This window comes from Acinetobacter sp. COS3, from assembly GCF_000475335.1.
GTDB lineage: Bacteria > Pseudomonadota > Gammaproteobacteria > Pseudomonadales > Moraxellaceae > Acinetobacter > Acinetobacter venetianus.
The window spans coordinates 18,039-33,785 of record NZ_AXCD01000005.1 but is presented as its reverse complement, the minus strand read 5'-3'; the positions used below and the strand labels follow the sequence as shown (position 1 = coordinate 33,785).

Here is a 15,747-nt window from a genome sequence, read left to right as displayed (position 1 = left end):
TTTTTTTTATATGGTTTATTTATGTGAGGCTAAAAAATCTGCCGTGTTTTGTACTGTAGCGAAGAAGCCTAGTGCTGATAAAAAAGCAGTTTGTACATCTGCTGCTTTGACTATTTTGCCCTCATGTTCTAAATCGCGAGTTGCAGTCGCATCTGCAATCACAATCGGCTGATAGCCGAGTTCTTGTGCCGCTCGTGTTCCTGCATCAATGCACATATGTGTCATCATGCCTGTAATCACTAATTGCTCAACTTGATGTTGTTCAAGGATGGCTTGAAGTTTGGTTTCTAGAAAGCTATTTGGAAAATGTTTTTCAACAATCAGAGAATCATCAGTGATTTGAAGTTGTGGGTGTAATTCAACACCAACGGTATTCTCCTCAAAGAAACTGGCCGAGGCTGGACTAATGTGCTGGATATAAATGATTGGTAAATTGTTTCGAATAAAATAGTCTTCTAGTTGATTGGTATTTTGCAAGGCAAGTTCAGGATTGACCAACTCCATTTTGCCATTTTTAAAATAATCATTCTGTACATCAATAATTAGTAAAGCCTGTTTCATCATATTTAGCTCTAAGGTTAAGATAAAACAAGCGTAGGGTGAAACTGAAAAATGGGCTATATTTTGGTGAAAGCATTGTTGCTGGTTTTCTTTCGTAATGAAAAATGAATATTGAACTTGATTCCATCGACTTAAAAATTCTTGAATTATTGAGACAAGATTCTCGTCTGAGTCATAAAGAAATTGGACAATTCGTGCATCGTACAGGACAGGCAGTGGGGGCACGTATTGCTCAGTTGATGGATGCAGGTATTATCAAAAACTACACTGTGGCGATAAAGTATGAGCATAAACAGTTCATCCAACTTTTTATGAATGATCAGCAAGCTTTTATCGAGGTTGAGCGTTTAGTCAAACAATATGAGCAAGTGGATGAATGTTTTAAGGTTCTCGGCAATGCTTGTTATATGATCGTCAGCCACTTTGATCCGCCACAATTAAATGAATTCATTGAGCAGCTGTCGCAGTGGTGCCGTTATTCGGTTGAAACCGTCATGCGAGAAATTGAGACCCGTTAAAATAAAAAAGCCCCAAGCCGAGCCTTGGGGAAGTATCTGCTATTAGTTTTGTTTTTCTTCTTATTTAATGCTGAAAACTACGCTGATTTTGCTGAGAGATGATGCTCCTGTTGTTCAAGTTGACGGACTAGCGGTAAAACTTTTTCTCCAAAATATTCAACTTCCTCAATGAAATGAAGAAAGCCAGAAAGAACTAGATCTACCCCCACATTTTTTAAAGCAAGAATGCGTTCTGCAATTTGATTTGGTGTACCAATCAGATTAGTTTTAAAGCCATCGTTATATTGCACCAAATCATCGAAGGTCGATTTTGCCCAATTTCCTTCACCTTCTGGAGCTGCTGCACCCGCTTCACGAGTTGCATCACCGAAGGCATTCACCGCTTCGATATTGGCTTGCGCAATGATCTCATTCAGTACGGCTTTAGCTTCTTCTTCTGTATCACGGGCGATAATGAAAGCATTAACCCCGATCTTGACGTGTCTATTAGATAACTTCGCTTTGCTGCGAATGTCATCAATCTGTTTCTTAATTTCTTCGACACTATTGCCGTTGGTAAAATACCAGTCGGATACACGTGCTGCCATATCACGAGCGGCGCGAGAACTACCACCTTGAAACACTTCGATGGACGGTTTTTGCAATGGTTTTGGTTTAAGTGTGTAATTTTGAAATTGGTAATATTTACCATCAAAGCTGTAATGGTCAGTCGTCCAAATCCCTTTGAGAGTACGAATAAATTCTTCCGAGCGAACATAGCGTTCGTCATGCTCAGGCCAAGGTTCGCCAATCGCATCAAATTCACCACGGAACCAACCACTGACCACATTAATTGCAATGCGCCCTTGAGTAAGATAGTCAATGGTCGCCAATTGCTTAGCAGCCAATGCGGGCTTCCAAGGGCCGGGTAGGATCGCTGCAATTACTTTGAGTTTTTCAGTCTTTGCTAATAAAGCATGACTAAAACTGACAGATTCATGTTGGTTCTCTGCACCATAGCCAGCGGTAAAACGAATTTGAGTGAGAGCATATTCAAAGCCGCTTTGTTCCGCTGCTTGAGCTAAGCGCACATTATAGTCATAGCTCCAGTCAGTACGTTGTTCAATATTGCTGACAACGAGACCGCCACTCACATTGGGAACCCAGTAGGCAAATTTAATTGCGGATGCTGTTGTTGTCATTGTTGTATCCTCCATTAAATCGGTTTATGCAACGTGAGTTAGATTCTTAGTTGATTTGGAATGCAATCGAGATTCCGCTGCATCCAGATCAGGAACTGCTGCGGATGGAAGTACCTCCGCTTGTTCAATCTGTTTATTGATACCAAGATTTTGATTAGCTTGTTCGGTTTTGGTTTTAATGGCAGCCGCACGCTGACCTTTGGCTGGTGCCCATTCTAAAATTGGTAAAGCACGTGCAACAGCGAGCTTCACGCGATCAGATAATTGCTCGCTTTTTACCGTATATTCAGGGGTGAAGTCGCGGTCTGTGGCATAAACGCCAATGGGTAAGGTTTGTGCTTGAAAGAAACTGAATAGTGGACGTAATTGATGTTCTAAGACCAATGCATGGCGGTCACTGCCACCTGAGGCTGCAAGTAAAACTGGCACATCAACCAAAGCAGTTTGTTCTACAAAATCAAAAAAATGTTTAAATAAACCTGTAAACGAAGCACGATAAACAGGAGTGCCGACAATCAGTGCATCAGCTGCTTCTACTGCTGCGAGGTCATCTTGAACACGTTGTGGCAGTTGATTACGGTAAATTGCTCCACCAAGCAAAGGCCCAATTTCACTGAGTTTGACAAAATGTACTTGGATGTTGATGGCTTCTGCTAGTTCATCGAGAATGGCTTGAACTAAACTTTCTGTTTTCGAAGGGCTATTTAAACCACCAGATACAGCAACAATATTCAGTGGAGTTGATAAAGTATTACGATTGGACATAGTCACAGCCTAAAAGGTCATTACGAATTACTATTTATTTATCTATAGCTCGACCACAGCTGTAAAATAAGGAAAAGCTGCAAGCTTATCTGTTTTGTAGATATATCTGTTCTAAGTATTACGAGAAAAATTAAATGAATTTAATACTCTGTTTCTTCTCGTTATTTCTGTATAGTGTTTATTGATTAGTTGATGTTATGTGACTTATATCAATATTTGTATTGTTTTGCATTTATGCTGAAATACACAACTCTTGATGCTTGACCAACAGTTTATTTTAAAAATACGCTAAGATAGAGTAGATTTGAATAAACTCCGTACAGTGACGTACTTGAAGACTGCATAAAGCGCTTATGAATATTTTAATTGTAGATGACCATCCTTTATTTAGACATGCTTTGATTCAAGCGGTTCGTTATAGCATTCCTCAGGCTCAAATTCAGGAAACTGCGGATGTTGATGAATTCTATGAACGATTAGAGCATGGTGCAGAACCAGACTTAGTGCTGTTGGATTTAAATCTTCCAGGTGCTTCTGGATTTTCAGCCTTAGTGTATGTTCGCGCGCAATATCCAGCGATTCCGATTATCGTTGTATCTGCACATGAAGAACTTTCAATTATTCAACGTGCAATTGCACATGGTGCGATGGGATATATTCCAAAGTCTTCACATCCTAGCCATATTGGTGAAGCGATTAAACAAGTGTTGGAAGGTGAGATTTGGTTACCACCAAATTTACCAACACATGCAGGCTTTGATCCTCGTGCTGCGGATGAAACGGCTCTTGCTGAGCGATTACAGTCTCTTACACCACAACAATTTCGTGTATTAATGATGGTTGCGGAAGGTCTATTAAATAAACAGATTGCTTATGAGCTGGATGTATCAGAGGCAACGATCAAAGCGCATGTGACTGCGATTTTCCGTAAACTTGGCGTACAAAACCGTACTCAAGCAGTATTGGCGATTAGTGCGCTTAATATTGAAGATAAAAAGATGTAAGTAATGACTTGAGTTTCTTTTATAGATGAAAGTTAATCAATGTTGTTAAAAACAAAAAAACCAGTTCTGATGAACTGGTTTTTTTGTTATGAATTAAGGGTTCTAGGTTTAGAGCCCGAATTCAATATTAGAAACGGAACTTCGCGTTCACGCCAACAGTTTGCATATCAGCTGCATTAACACCATTAGCATTTAAGTAGCTTGCACCTACAGCAACAGCTGGAGTGATGAAGTAATTCACGTTCACGCCCCAAGCTGAGTCTGGTGAACCAGCAAAACTAGATTTAGCGTAAGAAACACCAGCGCTAAGCTGAGAGTTTAAATACAAATCAGTTTTTAATTCGTATGCAGTGTCTTCACCATAAACGATACCTGTTTCGAAACCGATTGACATTGGTGTACCATCGATTGCACCAACGTACTTCGTACGTGCAGTAATCGCATCTTGGTCTTCAGCAATAGTAGCTGTTTCACCAACTGCTTTGCCAAAACCTTTATTCAAAATTTTAAAAGTATCTAAAGAAACTTGTTCAACAGTATTTGTATAACCTACAGCAACAAGGAAGTTTGGAGCGATTACCGAACCAAATTCAACAGCCCAACGTTGACCGCGGTCATCATTAAGACCATATTTACCGTCATTGTCAGTCGCACTGTAGCTTAAGCTTGCATATGCTGGTGTATATGGTGTTGGTACATAAGCCTCAGCTTTAACACCTACGTTTTGAGATTTAACTTCGTCAAGATTAGCAAAGTTATAACCAAGAGATACGTTAGACGCTTGGTTAACAAAAGCTGCTTCAGCTAAAGGACCTTTAGAAGCATCTACATTTTTGAAGTAGTAAGTTGCTTGTGCGCCAACTGTGTAACTATTAAAATCTCTGTTCTCGTCATTCGAATCTAGAGCTTCAGACTGACCTTGTAATTCAAATTGGTAAGCGTGAGCACCGGTCATGGCTAATACTAAAGCAGTGGCTAAACCGAGTTTTTTCATAGTAATTTCCAGCATTGATATAAAAGAAATATAAATCTGGTGTCATTCTATTGTAACAAAATATGAAGTCAATGTAATAAATTCTATGATCCGACAAACGTGTGTTTGATTTATATGGTGTGTATAAAAAATAGACAAACGTATTTTATTTTGTCAACCAATAATGAAAATTATAATTTACAGTGAGATAGAAGCATTTTTGATATTCTGATTTTATTTAATAATAGGCTTTTATCTATATCTTTTAATTGTTTTATACGATTGTTTTGATCGGTTTTTTCTTTTTTATTGGTCTTAAAATTGTAATATTTTGAGTTTTCAGCTGATAAATACATCTCATTTTTTTAATTTTTTGTAGGGTATATCTGGTTTTATTTAGTAGTAGTCTTAAAATTTGTGTAATTGTAACGTATAAATAATCAACAAAAACGATAAAAAACACAATTCCGATCTATTTAATCAACTTTACTTTTTGAGACTTAGTTCGCATAATTGGTGTCAAGAGGTATTTAATTTGCATTATGCCTTTATAACATTTTCTTGAGTATTCGATGTTTATACATCTCTGTTTACTAGCTCGGCTTTCCCCAAGGCTGAGCTTTTTTTTGCCCTTTTTATAGTAAATGAAAATAGAATAATAATACAAATTTGATGAATAAATAGGCTTATATTAAAACTCCATACTCTGCCACATTCCTATCATTATGCGAAAAAAACTCAAAGTTGCTCTGCTATGTAGTTCGTTATGCTTAAGTTTAGGCTTGGTTGCTTGTCACAGCTTAAATTCAGAGCTGCAGATTGCAGAACAGCAAAAGCAACAACAAAAAATTTCTGAGCTATTTGTGAATGCCAAAACAGAAGGCGTATTTGTCACTTATGACGGTCAAAAGATACATGAATATGGGAATGCCTTAAATCGAGCTCAAACCTCTTATATCCCTGCATCTACTTTTAAAATGCTCAATGCTTTGATTGGCATCCAACATCATAAAACGACACCCAATGAAGTTTTTAAATGGAATGGAGAAAAGCGCAGATTTAAGAGCTGGGAAAAAGATTTGACCTTAACTGAGGCGATTCAAGCATCCGCTGTTCCTATTTACCAAGAATTAGCCAGACGAATAGGTTTAGATTTGATGGCATCTGAAGTTAAAAGAATAGGCTTTGGAAATTCAGATATAGGCAATCAGGTCGATAATTTTTGGTTGGTTGGCCCATTAAAAATCACACCGATTCAAGAAGTCAGATTTGCCTACGCGTTGGCAAATGAGCAATTGGCGTTTGACATTCCTGTTCAGCAGCAAGTTAAGCAAATGTTATTGGTGGATCAGGTGAATGGGACAAAAGTTTATGCGAAAAGTGGTTGGGGAATGGATGTTGAGCCACAAGTGGGATGGTGGACAGGATGGGTAGAGCAACCTAATGGTAAAGTAACTGCATTTTCTCTAAATATGGAGATGAATAAAACTGAACATGTGGAGGCTCGGAAAACGATTGTTTATGAGGCATTGCAGCAGTTAGGTTTAATTCAGCATTAGATTAATATTCACATAAAAAAAGACCCAACCGTTTTATTTGGTTGGGTTGAAAAGGATGTTTAGCTTGGGGGAGAAAACATCCTAGAGGGTTAACTAAAATCTATAAGTCTGTGCTTTAGTAAAGTATTACTCTTTTTAATAAACGTGTGAAATTGATAATTTTTATCTAAAAGATTTGGTTTTTCGATTAGACGTGGAATGATTTTATGTGAAAAAAGTGTTATATCTCTAATAATTAAAGATAATTTTGAATATATAGCAATTTATTTAGCTCATAAATCATTTATTTATTCTTTTGGCTAATTTAAATAATACAAAAGTATTTTATAATTCTTCGAAAGATCAATTTGATGAAAATTGTTTTAATTATTATTAATAATTAAAACAAATAGATAAATATAAATTAACAAACCAAAAGGAAAATTGGTTTTGCTTGTATTTTATCTGTTTAAAAAAACAGCTTTAATTATGACGGTATAATTTTAAAAATCAGGTAAAATTACATACTGTTTGAAAATCAATCTGGATGAGTTTTTGAAACAAGCAAGGTGTGTGCATGGGACGTAGTTTAAAAAGTGCGAAATTACGTTCTGAGCAAATCAGTCTCCGGCTTTTTCTATGTATGGTCGTTATTATTTCTTCGATCCTATATATCTCTATCCCTCTGATTATTCAAAGCTATCAAGAATATATTAAGACAAATCAAGTATTAACAGAAATTACGAGCCTGCGTGCCTTAGTAAAAACAGCCAATAAAATTTCTCGAGAACGCGCACCTGCCAATAAGGTTATGTCGAGTACCGTTGAAGAATTAGCAGCCAATCAAAAAGAGTTAGCTGAGTTTAGATTGGTTGTGGATGATCAGATTGATCAGACCATAGCGACGTTAAATCAAGGTGGATTTGAGTCGATTGCGACACATTTACAAACTGATTTCAAAGCAAAGTTGAATCATGGTCGTGAGGTTGTAGACGCTTATGCAAATATTCCCCATGCTCAGCGAACGTCTGCTCAATTTAATCATGTAATTTTTACGATGTTTGATGTTTGGGATGAGAGCCGAAAATATTTAAATGATTTGATGAAACAATCCAAAAGTAAAGACAGCAAAATGTCGAATTATTTTATTTCGATTTTGGTTCTTACGGATATGCGAGATCAAGCAGGGCGAGTTGCTTCAAATATTATGGCACCTGTGACGTTTGGTGAAAAAATCTCAGATATTAATCGAGCACGTTGTTTACAAACCCAGCATCAATCTCAATATTTATGGGCTTTGGTTGATACGATCCAACCTGAACAAACCAAGACAGCTGAATATGTCCATTTACATCAACGAGTAAAAACAGAGTTTTTAGATCAAGGTTTGCCTTTAATTACGAAATTACTCGATCAAAGTCAAAATAATCAAACTTATTTTCTCACGGGTACGCAATTAACGAATCGGATTGTAGATAAATTTACAACGGTTATGGATTTGCAGAACTATATTTTAGATTACAGTATTCAAGTTGCGCACGAACAGAATAAAAAAGCCAAGCAACAATTCATTTTTACTTTGTGTATTTCTTGTCTGTCCTTGCTGACAGCTATTTTTATTATGATTTATACAAAGCGGAAAGTATTTAGTCCGTTAATCAAAGCACGAGAAATGATTCTACGCTTATCAAATGCGTCAAAAGAAGAGTTAAAAACCAAACAATCCAGACAGGAGTTTTTATCTTTATTTGAGGCGATTGATCGTCTAAAAGTGATGTTGAATCAACGTGACATGATGGAGACGCAGCTTAAAAAGATTGCCAACTCGGATGTGTTAACAGGTGTCGCGAATCGTTTGGCTTTGGAAGAATATGTTCATGCTCTGGAGCGTAAGCCGAGTGGTTTTTTAAACACGGGTGTGGTTGTGGCGGATATTGATAATTTTAAATTTGTGAATGATCAGTATGGGCATATTGTGGGTGATCAAGTCATTTCCACGATTGCCGATCATCTCAAACATAATGTCCGAGCATCTGATTTAATTGTTCGTTATGGTGGTGATGAGTTTTTGGTTGTCATTGAAAATATTACGATAGAGGCTGCAAAGGTTATCGCAGAAAGTATCCGTTCAGAAATTGCGAAAGAGCCTATCGCTATTTCCAACTCTGATGAATTGCTTTGGATTTCGGTCAGTATTGGTGTAGCTGTTGGGGCAGAAAATTGGTTGGAATTGTTAGAAAAAGCGGATCAGTCAATGTTAAGAGCGAAGGCAAAAGGGAAGAATATTGTTGAGACTTGATTAGCTCAATTATTTAATTATTATAGAGTTTTATAACTATAGTGTTTTAAAGCTAATGAATCTCGTAGAGAAAGAAGAAAGATTAAAAGACATATTAGAACATAATATAAAAAATGAGAAAATTGGTACCGCAATTGCGATTACTGGACCTTGGGGTGTTGGTAAGACTTTCTTTTGGAAAAGATTTATCGACGGATGCAATTTTAAAAAGAAGTACGTCTATGTTTCTCTATTTGGTCTTGAGTCACTAAGTGATTTGAAAACGCACATTTATAGCAATATTGAAAATAATCATTCAAATTTAGAGATTCCTCGATGGATTAGGGGTTTGCCATCTATTTTAAAGGACACACGAGTTTCACAGTTCGGTTTAAGTGCTTCTACTAAGATTTTTGATAGTCTAATGTTCAATCAGGTCAAAGATGCGATTATTTGTTTTGATGACTTTGAAAGAATGTCAAAGAAGCTAGAAATAAAAGATGTTATGGGTTTAGCCAATTACTTAAAATTAGAAAAAAATTGTCAAATCATTTTAATTTTGGATGAAGATAAAGCTGAAGGAGACAATAAGAAAAAGTATGCTGAATACAAAGAAAAATTGGTTGATGAGACAATTATTGTACATTCTGTTGAACCTTTAATCCGAGAAAATACCAAAGATATTGATGATCAACTTATTGATTTGATGATTGAGTTTGCTAATAAATTAGAGATTCATAATTTTCGATTTTTTCAAAAAGTAATTAAGTTATATCGAGAGTTTAAGGATTCCTTGCCTCCTGCAATCGCTGACTCAACAAAAAAAATAATTTTAGTTCGTATTCTTCAAGGTTTTTTCATTCTTGATTTTGGGGCGAAATATGAGGTTACATGGGAAGATTTCACTATTAAAAGCTCGGTTAGAAATCTTATAAATGAGAAATATCATCCTGAGAAAGCAAAAAGTGAAAGCTTAGTTTTAGATAAGCTTGAAAAAGTCTCTTACTTATTTGTAACAGATGACTTATGGTCAATCGAGTTTAGAAAATGGTTTGATCAACGAGATAGTATCAATTTCTTTGAATTAAATAGAGTTGCTAACTTAGAGCTAATATCAGAACAGAATAATAAAAACAAAAATGATTTGTATGATTTAATGAAAATATGGCGAAATTTAGAAGTTAATGAATCTTATTGTGAGCAGATCTTTAGCCTATCAAAAGCACTTGTAGGTGTAGAAATTTTAGAAAATTTATACTTTTATAGTGATTTGCTGAAAAAATTTGGTAGACATGATTTGTCACGAGCATTGAATCTAATAGTTAAAGAAAATTTAAAGGACTCTTTAAATCTAGATGTCATAGGAACGATTAATCAAGCCTTTGATTCTGGTTTTAATAAGAAAAACTTATTTCATCGATATCTTAAGTATTGGCAATATCACAACCATGATCTAGTTTTACCTAGTCTATTTAATGTTATGAGCAACTATTTGCTAAGTAAAAGTTGGAATGATAGCGATGCCGTGATTCTAAAAAATGCAACTAAAAATGATTGGGAGGATTTGATATGGAACAAAATTCCTAATGATCCTAGATTTTTCCAAACTCATAAAATGTCATTAATCAAAAAGATATTTGAACAACGGATCGATAGTAGTCTAACTCCTCAAATTAAAAGCATGATTTTTGAGGTTTTAGAAGAGAAAGCATTTAACGGTGATATTTATCTTAGAAAAAATATTGAATTTCTAATAACGATACTCAAGGAAAATTAATGGGCTCTTCCGAGCCCATTAAAATCACTTCAACATTGCTTTTAAGAACTTACCTGTATGTGAAATTTCAACTTTAGCAACTTGTTCAGGTGTGCCTTCCGCAATAATTTGACCACCACCAGAACCACCTTCTGGGCCGAGATCAATCACCCAATCGGCAGTTTTGATCACATCCAAATTATGCTCAATCACCACAATGGTATTACCCTTATTACGCAGCTCATGCAAGATGTCGAGTAACTTCGCAATATCATGGAAATGTAAACCTGTGGTCGGTTCATCCAAGATATATAAAGTTTTACCCGTATCACGTTTTGCTAACTCACGCGCTAACTTCACGCGTTGTGCTTCGCCACCTGATAACGTTGTCGCAGCTTGACCCAAACGAATATAACCAAGTCCAACTTGAGTCAACGTCTCTAAACGACGATGAATGACAGGAATGGCACTAAAGAATTCAGCGGCATCTTCCACAGTCATTTCGAGCACATTAGAAATATTCTTGCCTTTATAGCCGACTTCCAACGTTTCACGGTTATAACGCTTGCCATGACAAGCATCACAAGGCACATACATATCTGGCAGGAAGTGCATCGCGACCTTGATCATGCCATCGCCTTCACACGCTTCACAGCGACCACCTTTTACGTTAAATGAGAAACGACCTGCGCTATAACCACGCGCTTTGGCTTCAGGTGTCTGAGCAAATAATTCACGAATCGGCGTAAATAAACCTGTGTAGGTCGCTGGGTTTGAACGTGGTGTACGTCCAATAGGACTCTGGTCAATATCCACCACTTTATCCAAATGCTGTAAACCATCAATCGAGTCAAACTTTTCAGCAGTCAGTGTGGTTGCACCATTCAATTGTGTTGCTGCTAAAGGCAATAAAGTACGGTTAATCAGGGTTGATTTACCAGAACCTGAAACCCCAGTCACACAAGTCATGATGCCGAGAGGAATCGTTAAATCGACATGTTGTAGATTATGCCCATTTGCACCAGAGAGTTTGATGACTTCATCAGGACGTGGTGATTGAGTACGCTGTTTTGGCACTTCAATTTTAAGTTTGCCTGATAAATATTGACCTGTGAGTGAATCGGCATGATTGGCGAGTTCATCATAAGTACCTTCGGCAATGACTGCACCACCATGAATACCCGCACCTGGACCAATATCAATAATATGATCAGCAGCACGAATCGCATCCTCATCATGCTCAACCACCAGTACAGTATTACCCAAATCACGTAAGCGAATTAGGGTTTGCAGTAGGCGATCATTGTCACGTTGATGTAGACCAATCGACGGTTCATCAAGCACATACATGACGCCCATCAAGCCAGCACCAATTTGTGATGCGAGGCGGATACGCTGTGCCTCACCGCCTGAAAGTGTTTCAGCCGAACGTGCTAAGCTGAGATAATTGAGACCAACACTGACCAAGAAGTGCAAACGTTCACGAATCTCTTTAAAGATTTTATCCGCGATTTCGCCTTTAGCACCTTCGAGATTGAGATCCTGATAATAGCTTTCAGCATCACCAATCGACATTTTGGTAATTTCAGCGATGGTTTTATCTTTGACGCGAACATGACGAGAAATTTCATTCAGACGAGAGCCACCGCAGGCATCACACGCGGCATTCGACAGGTATTGCGCCAAATCATCACGCACATAATTCGATTCAGTCTCGCGATAGCGACGTTCTAAATGCGGCAAAATTCCTTCAAAGGCTTGTACACGACTGTGCTTGCGACCACGTTCATCAATATAACTGAGGTCAATTTTCTCTTTGCCAGTGCCTTGTAAGAATTTCTTTTGTGTATCTTTGTCGAGGTGATTCCACGGTGTATCAAGTGGAATATCAAAGTGATCAGCCACTTTCTGCAACATCGTGTAGTAATAAGGACGTTGTCTGTCCCAACCACGAATTGCGCCTTGGCTAATTGAAATTTCAGGATTTGGAATGAGTTTATCTGCACTGAAATGGCTACGCGTTCCCAAACCATCACAGACAGGACAAGCACCGAATGGATTGTTAAATGAGAATAAGCGTGGTTCAAGCTCCGCAACAGCTCGATCACATTCAGGACAAGAGTGTTTTGCTGAAAATACGCGTTCTGGGTGTTCGCCATTCATCCACGATAAAATTGCAATATCACCACCTAAACGTAAAGCCGTTTCAAAGGATTCTGCGATACGATTACCGAGATCATCACGGACTTTAAAGCGATCGACGACTACTTCAATCGTATGTTTTTTCTTTTTGTCTAATTCTGGTGGAGTATCTATATCAATGATTTCACCATCGACACGGGCACGAACAAAACCTTGACCTTGAAGTTGCTCAAACAGTTGAGTGTATTCACCTTTACGCTCACGCACGACGGGTGCGAGCAGCATGAGAGCAGTTCCTTCTTCAAGCGCTTTCACTGCATCGACCATTTCTGAAATGGTCTGCGCCACCATGGGTAGATCATGTTCAGGACAATACGGTGTCCCTACACGCGCATACAACAAACGTAAATAGTCATAAATTTCGGTAATGGTGCCCACGGTTGAACGTGGGTTGTGGCTGGTTGACTTTTGTTCAATGGCAATCGCAGGAGAGAGGCCTTCAATCGAATCAACTTCAGGTTTCTCCATTTGTGAAAGGAACTGACGCGCATAGGCAGACAGTGATTCAACATAACGGCGTTGACCTTCGGCATACAGTGTATCGAAAGCAAGTGATGATTTGCCTGAGCCTGAGAGTCCCGTAATCACCACAAACTTGTCACGTGGAATATCGAGTGACACATTTTTTAAATTATGGGTACGTGCGCCTCGAATACGGATATGACTTTGACTCATAAATACATCTCGGAATTGTGCGAATAAAACGTGTATATAATAGCGATTTAAAATTGTTCAAGCTGTAACAAAACGATTTTAAACGTCAGATTGTGTCGGATTAGTGATTTTAAGTAAGTTTTAACATGAATTTTCTATATTGCCCAAGCCTTTATCAATGCAATTTAAATACCATTAAGTAAAAAATAAATTCCTGAAATCGAGGATCGTATGTCGAAAACGTTGAAGATTTCTATCTCGGCTATTGTGCTGACTGCTTTAGCTTATTTAATTTTGTCGCCATATTTTGTGATTTATCAAATTCGACAAGCGGTAGAACGAGATGATGCGAATGCTGTCGCAAGTTATGTGGACTTTCCCAGTGTACGCCAGAGCTTCAAGGATCAATTCAATAATGAGCTGTTGCAAGAGTTTCCATCACGAGAAAATGAAGGCAGTTTTGTTGCATTAGGGGCCATGTTGGCATCTTCGATGGTCGATAAAATGGTGGATTTGATGGTGACACCTCAAGGCATCTCTTTATTATTACAGGGCAAAAAGTTCAAAGAAGGCTTGTCTTTTCAAGGCGAATCGGCACGACAACCTCAAAATAAAGCACTGACAAATCATCAAGATGATGCTGAGAAAGTGACTTATCACAGTCGTTATCAGTCATGGAATCAATTTAGCGTTGAAATAGATGATCCAAAAACTCAATCTTCAGTCAATTTAATCTTACATCGAGAGGGTTTGAGCTGGAGAGTCACGGAAATCATGTTACCTATCACGCAATTCAAATAGATCAGTGATAAATTGGAAAGCATTGCACGATAAATAAGATCAGGAATAAGTAAAATGTTAGGAACGACTCTCGTTGCGTTGATTGCGGTATTACATGTTTATATTTTAGTGTTGGAAATGTTTTTATGGGATAAACCTTATGGTTTGAAAGCATTTGGCAATACACCCGAAAAAGCACAACTCACCAAAGTTCTGGCTCAAAATCAGGGTTTATATAATGGCTTTTTGGCGGCAGGTTTATTTTGGTCGCTCTGTGCTCCTGAAACGTATGCATTAGCGCTCGCCAATTTCTTTTTAGGTTGTGTATTGGTTGCAGGGATTTACGGTGGACTCACTGCCAGTAAAAAGATCATCTATATCCAAGCCGTACCTGCGTTGCTCGCGTTAATTGTGGTGAATGTTTTTTAGTCCAAAGATAAAAGTAGGCAGCGTCTCTAATTTATGCTTTAATGCGCCCAGTTTGAGATGAGCCTCATACAGTATATTGGCGATACAATATACGACTAAGCCCCTTAATTGGGGCTTTTTTACGCCCTTAATAAAGAGAGTCAAAGATTTATCAATATCAATTTGACGACGTAATTTGTAAGCATCGCAAGTGTTAGGTTAGAAGCTGTCATTTTCAGTCAGTTCAGCGAAATTAGTGCAAGAAATGCTTTGTTGATAATGAAATAAGTAAATTAAAATTAAAGACTTATAAATACAGAGTAATAATAATGTTAAAAAATCTGATTTTATTGTGCTGGGGGATCTGTGCAAGTTTTAGTCTATATGCGCAAGAAACAAAGATTACGGGATTTGATCAATTCTTCAATTTAGATGTGGAACATCATTATGAATTGGAATTAAAAAACTTAAATCCTAGCGCGCAAATCTGGACGGCATTTTATATTGTTGGCGTGCCTAAATCGGCAGGCATGCAGACCAAAGCTGATTTTACGGTAATGGGTGATGGTTTACTTTCACAAGCGCATCCGACAAATCCAACTGAAGTCATGAGCTTGATGGCAAATGATTTACCGATTCGTCAGAACTATTCTCTTAAAGTATTTGATGATTTAGCCAGTGAAATTGAAAGCCAAACAGGTGTTAATATTCAAGATCCTGACGTAAATGGTGCAGCGAATGTCCGCGTATATGGGCGCATTTTGGACTGGATTCCTGAATATAATTTGCAAAAGCCCGCTGTGATTTCTTTCGGTATTACAGATGCACAAGATTTTGATATTAAGGCAGCTTATGTCATTGTTGGTGAAGGAGAGAAAACCCCGCAGTTAATGCAGCTGAATATTCAGGAAAAAGTTGATCCAGAGCAAGTTCAGCAAGCATTTCAAGAGACCACCAGAAGTTCAGCGTTTAGATTAGCTCGCTTTGAGACCAAATTTTTAATCTTCTTTGTGATACTCGCAGCGACAATCTTTTTAAATTGGCACAGATTCCGCAGAGGTTAAGACAGAAAAAGTGCTTAAAAAGAAAAATATTAGGTGGTTGAATCTTTGGCTGATAGCAATTCGCT

General features: G+C 37.7%; 13 protein-coding genes. 8 read left to right on the top strand and 5 right to left on the bottom strand.

Annotated features, from left to right (window positions below; all coding sequences use genetic code 11):
- Window positions 1-15: 15 nt before the first annotated feature.
- Window positions 16-561 carry a cysteine hydrolase family protein gene (locus IO68_RS19820; protein ID WP_031234681.1) on the bottom strand — a complete coding sequence of 182 codons (546 nt, stop codon included), beginning with the start codon at window positions 559-561 and terminating at the stop codon, window positions 16-18.
- A 104-nt stretch (window positions 562-665) separates the two neighbouring features.
- Between IO68_RS19820 and IO68_RS19815 the strand changes: the two genes are divergently transcribed.
- Complete coding sequence (locus tag IO68_RS19815) at window positions 666-1,079, top strand: Lrp/AsnC family transcriptional regulator (protein ID WP_023012666.1); 414 nt, start codon at window positions 666-668, stop codon at window positions 1,077-1,079.
- 77 nt (window positions 1,080-1,156) lie between these two features.
- On the opposite strand, the gene sfnG is transcribed toward IO68_RS19815, so the two are convergent.
- Window positions 1,157-2,260: a dimethylsulfone monooxygenase SfnG gene (gene sfnG, locus IO68_RS19810; RefSeq protein WP_023012665.1), complete on the bottom strand. Its 1,104-nt coding sequence runs from the start codon at window positions 2,258-2,260 to the stop codon at window positions 1,157-1,159.
- Between the two features lie 24 nt (window positions 2,261-2,284).
- Window positions 2,285-3,025, bottom strand: coding sequence for an FMN reductase (msuE, locus tag IO68_RS19805; RefSeq protein WP_023012664.1), 741 nt, complete (start codon window positions 3,023-3,025; stop codon window positions 2,285-2,287).
- Window positions 3,026-3,378: 353 nt separating this feature from the next.
- Between msuE and IO68_RS19800 the strand changes: the two genes are divergently transcribed.
- The gene (locus IO68_RS19800) at window positions 3,379-4,029 is read left to right on the top strand and encodes a response regulator (protein ID WP_004878012.1); all 651 of its coding nucleotides are present in this window, start codon (window positions 3,379-3,381) and stop codon (window positions 4,027-4,029) included.
- 127 nt (window positions 4,030-4,156) lie between these two features.
- Here IO68_RS19800 and omp33-36 read toward each other — a convergent pair whose 3' ends face one another.
- Entirely contained in the window at window positions 4,157-5,023 is an 867-nt protein-coding gene (gene omp33-36, locus IO68_RS19795; RefSeq protein ID WP_023012663.1) for a porin Omp33-36, read from the bottom strand.
- 704 nt (window positions 5,024-5,727) lie between these two features.
- On the opposite strand from omp33-36, the gene blaOXA reads away from it, so the two are divergent.
- The 3 genes from blaOXA to IO68_RS19780 all read left to right on the top strand — a co-directional run bounded on the left by blaOXA (window position 5,728) and on the right by IO68_RS19780 (window position 10,595).
- Window positions 5,728-6,561 carry an OXA-266 family class D beta-lactamase gene (gene blaOXA / locus IO68_RS19790; protein ID WP_023012662.1) on the top strand — a complete coding sequence of 278 codons (834 nt, stop codon included), beginning with the start codon at window positions 5,728-5,730 and terminating at the stop codon, window positions 6,559-6,561.
- 556 nt (window positions 6,562-7,117) lie between these two features.
- Complete coding sequence (locus IO68_RS19785; RefSeq protein ID WP_023012661.1) at window positions 7,118-8,839, top strand: GGDEF domain-containing protein; 1,722 nt, start codon at window positions 7,118-7,120, stop codon at window positions 8,837-8,839.
- A gap of 55 nt (window positions 8,840-8,894) precedes the next feature.
- Window positions 8,895-10,595 carry a P-loop NTPase fold protein gene (locus IO68_RS19780; protein WP_023012660.1) on the top strand — a complete coding sequence of 567 codons (1,701 nt, stop codon included), beginning with the start codon at window positions 8,895-8,897 and terminating at the stop codon, window positions 10,593-10,595.
- A 24-nt stretch (window positions 10,596-10,619) separates the two neighbouring features.
- On the opposite strand, the gene uvrA is transcribed toward IO68_RS19780, so the two are convergent.
- Window positions 10,620-13,451 (bottom strand): excinuclease ABC subunit UvrA, encoded by a 2,832-nt coding sequence (gene uvrA / locus IO68_RS19775; RefSeq protein WP_023012659.1) that lies wholly within the window; start codon window positions 13,449-13,451, stop codon window positions 10,620-10,622.
- Window positions 13,452-13,661: 210 nt separating this feature from the next.
- On the opposite strand from uvrA, the gene IO68_RS19770 reads away from it, so the two are divergent.
- From IO68_RS19770 to IO68_RS19760, 3 genes are all read left to right on the top strand, one after another.
- A complete protein-coding gene (locus IO68_RS19770) occupies window positions 13,662-14,231 on the top strand; it encodes a DUF2939 domain-containing protein (protein WP_023012658.1) in 570 nt (189 codons plus the stop codon).
- A 54-nt stretch (window positions 14,232-14,285) separates the two neighbouring features.
- Window positions 14,286-14,639 carry a DUF1304 domain-containing protein gene (locus tag IO68_RS19765; protein ID WP_019385597.1) on the top strand — a complete coding sequence of 118 codons (354 nt, stop codon included), beginning with the start codon at window positions 14,286-14,288 and terminating at the stop codon, window positions 14,637-14,639.
- Between the two features lie 308 nt (window positions 14,640-14,947).
- On the top strand, window positions 14,948-15,682 hold the full coding sequence (locus IO68_RS19760; RefSeq protein WP_023012657.1) for a hypothetical protein: 735 nt from the start codon (window positions 14,948-14,950) through the stop codon (window positions 15,680-15,682).
- Window positions 15,683-15,747: the final 65 nt, after the last annotated feature.

Coding starts and splice junctions, on each gene's coding strand:
- IO68_RS19820 (WP_031234681.1), bottom strand. CDS start 561: ATGAAACAGGCTTTACTAATTATTGATGTACAGAATGATTATTTTAAA.
- IO68_RS19815 (WP_023012666.1), top strand. CDS start 666: ATGAATATTGAACTTGATTCCATCGACTTAAAAATTCTTGAATTATTG.
- sfnG (WP_023012665.1), bottom strand. CDS start 2,260: ATGACAACAACAGCATCCGCAATTAAATTTGCCTACTGGGTTCCCAAT.
- msuE (WP_023012664.1), bottom strand. CDS start 3,025: ATGTCCAATCGTAATACTTTATCAACTCCACTGAATATTGTTGCTGTA.
- IO68_RS19800 (WP_004878012.1), top strand. CDS start 3,379: ATGAATATTTTAATTGTAGATGACCATCCTTTATTTAGACATGCTTTG.
- omp33-36 (WP_023012663.1), bottom strand. CDS start 5,023: ATGAAAAAACTCGGTTTAGCCACTGCTTTAGTATTAGCCATGACCGGT.
- blaOXA (WP_023012662.1), top strand. CDS start 5,728: ATGCGAAAAAAACTCAAAGTTGCTCTGCTATGTAGTTCGTTATGCTTA.
- IO68_RS19785 (WP_023012661.1), top strand. CDS start 7,118: ATGGGACGTAGTTTAAAAAGTGCGAAATTACGTTCTGAGCAAATCAGT.
- IO68_RS19780 (WP_023012660.1), top strand. CDS start 8,895: ATGAATCTCGTAGAGAAAGAAGAAAGATTAAAAGACATATTAGAACAT.
- uvrA (WP_023012659.1), bottom strand. CDS start 13,451: ATGAGTCAAAGTCATATCCGTATTCGAGGCGCACGTACCCATAATTTA.
- IO68_RS19770 (WP_023012658.1), top strand. CDS start 13,662: ATGTCGAAAACGTTGAAGATTTCTATCTCGGCTATTGTGCTGACTGCT.
- IO68_RS19765 (WP_019385597.1), top strand. CDS start 14,286: ATGTTAGGAACGACTCTCGTTGCGTTGATTGCGGTATTACATGTTTAT.
- IO68_RS19760 (WP_023012657.1), top strand. CDS start 14,948: ATGTTAAAAAATCTGATTTTATTGTGCTGGGGGATCTGTGCAAGTTTT.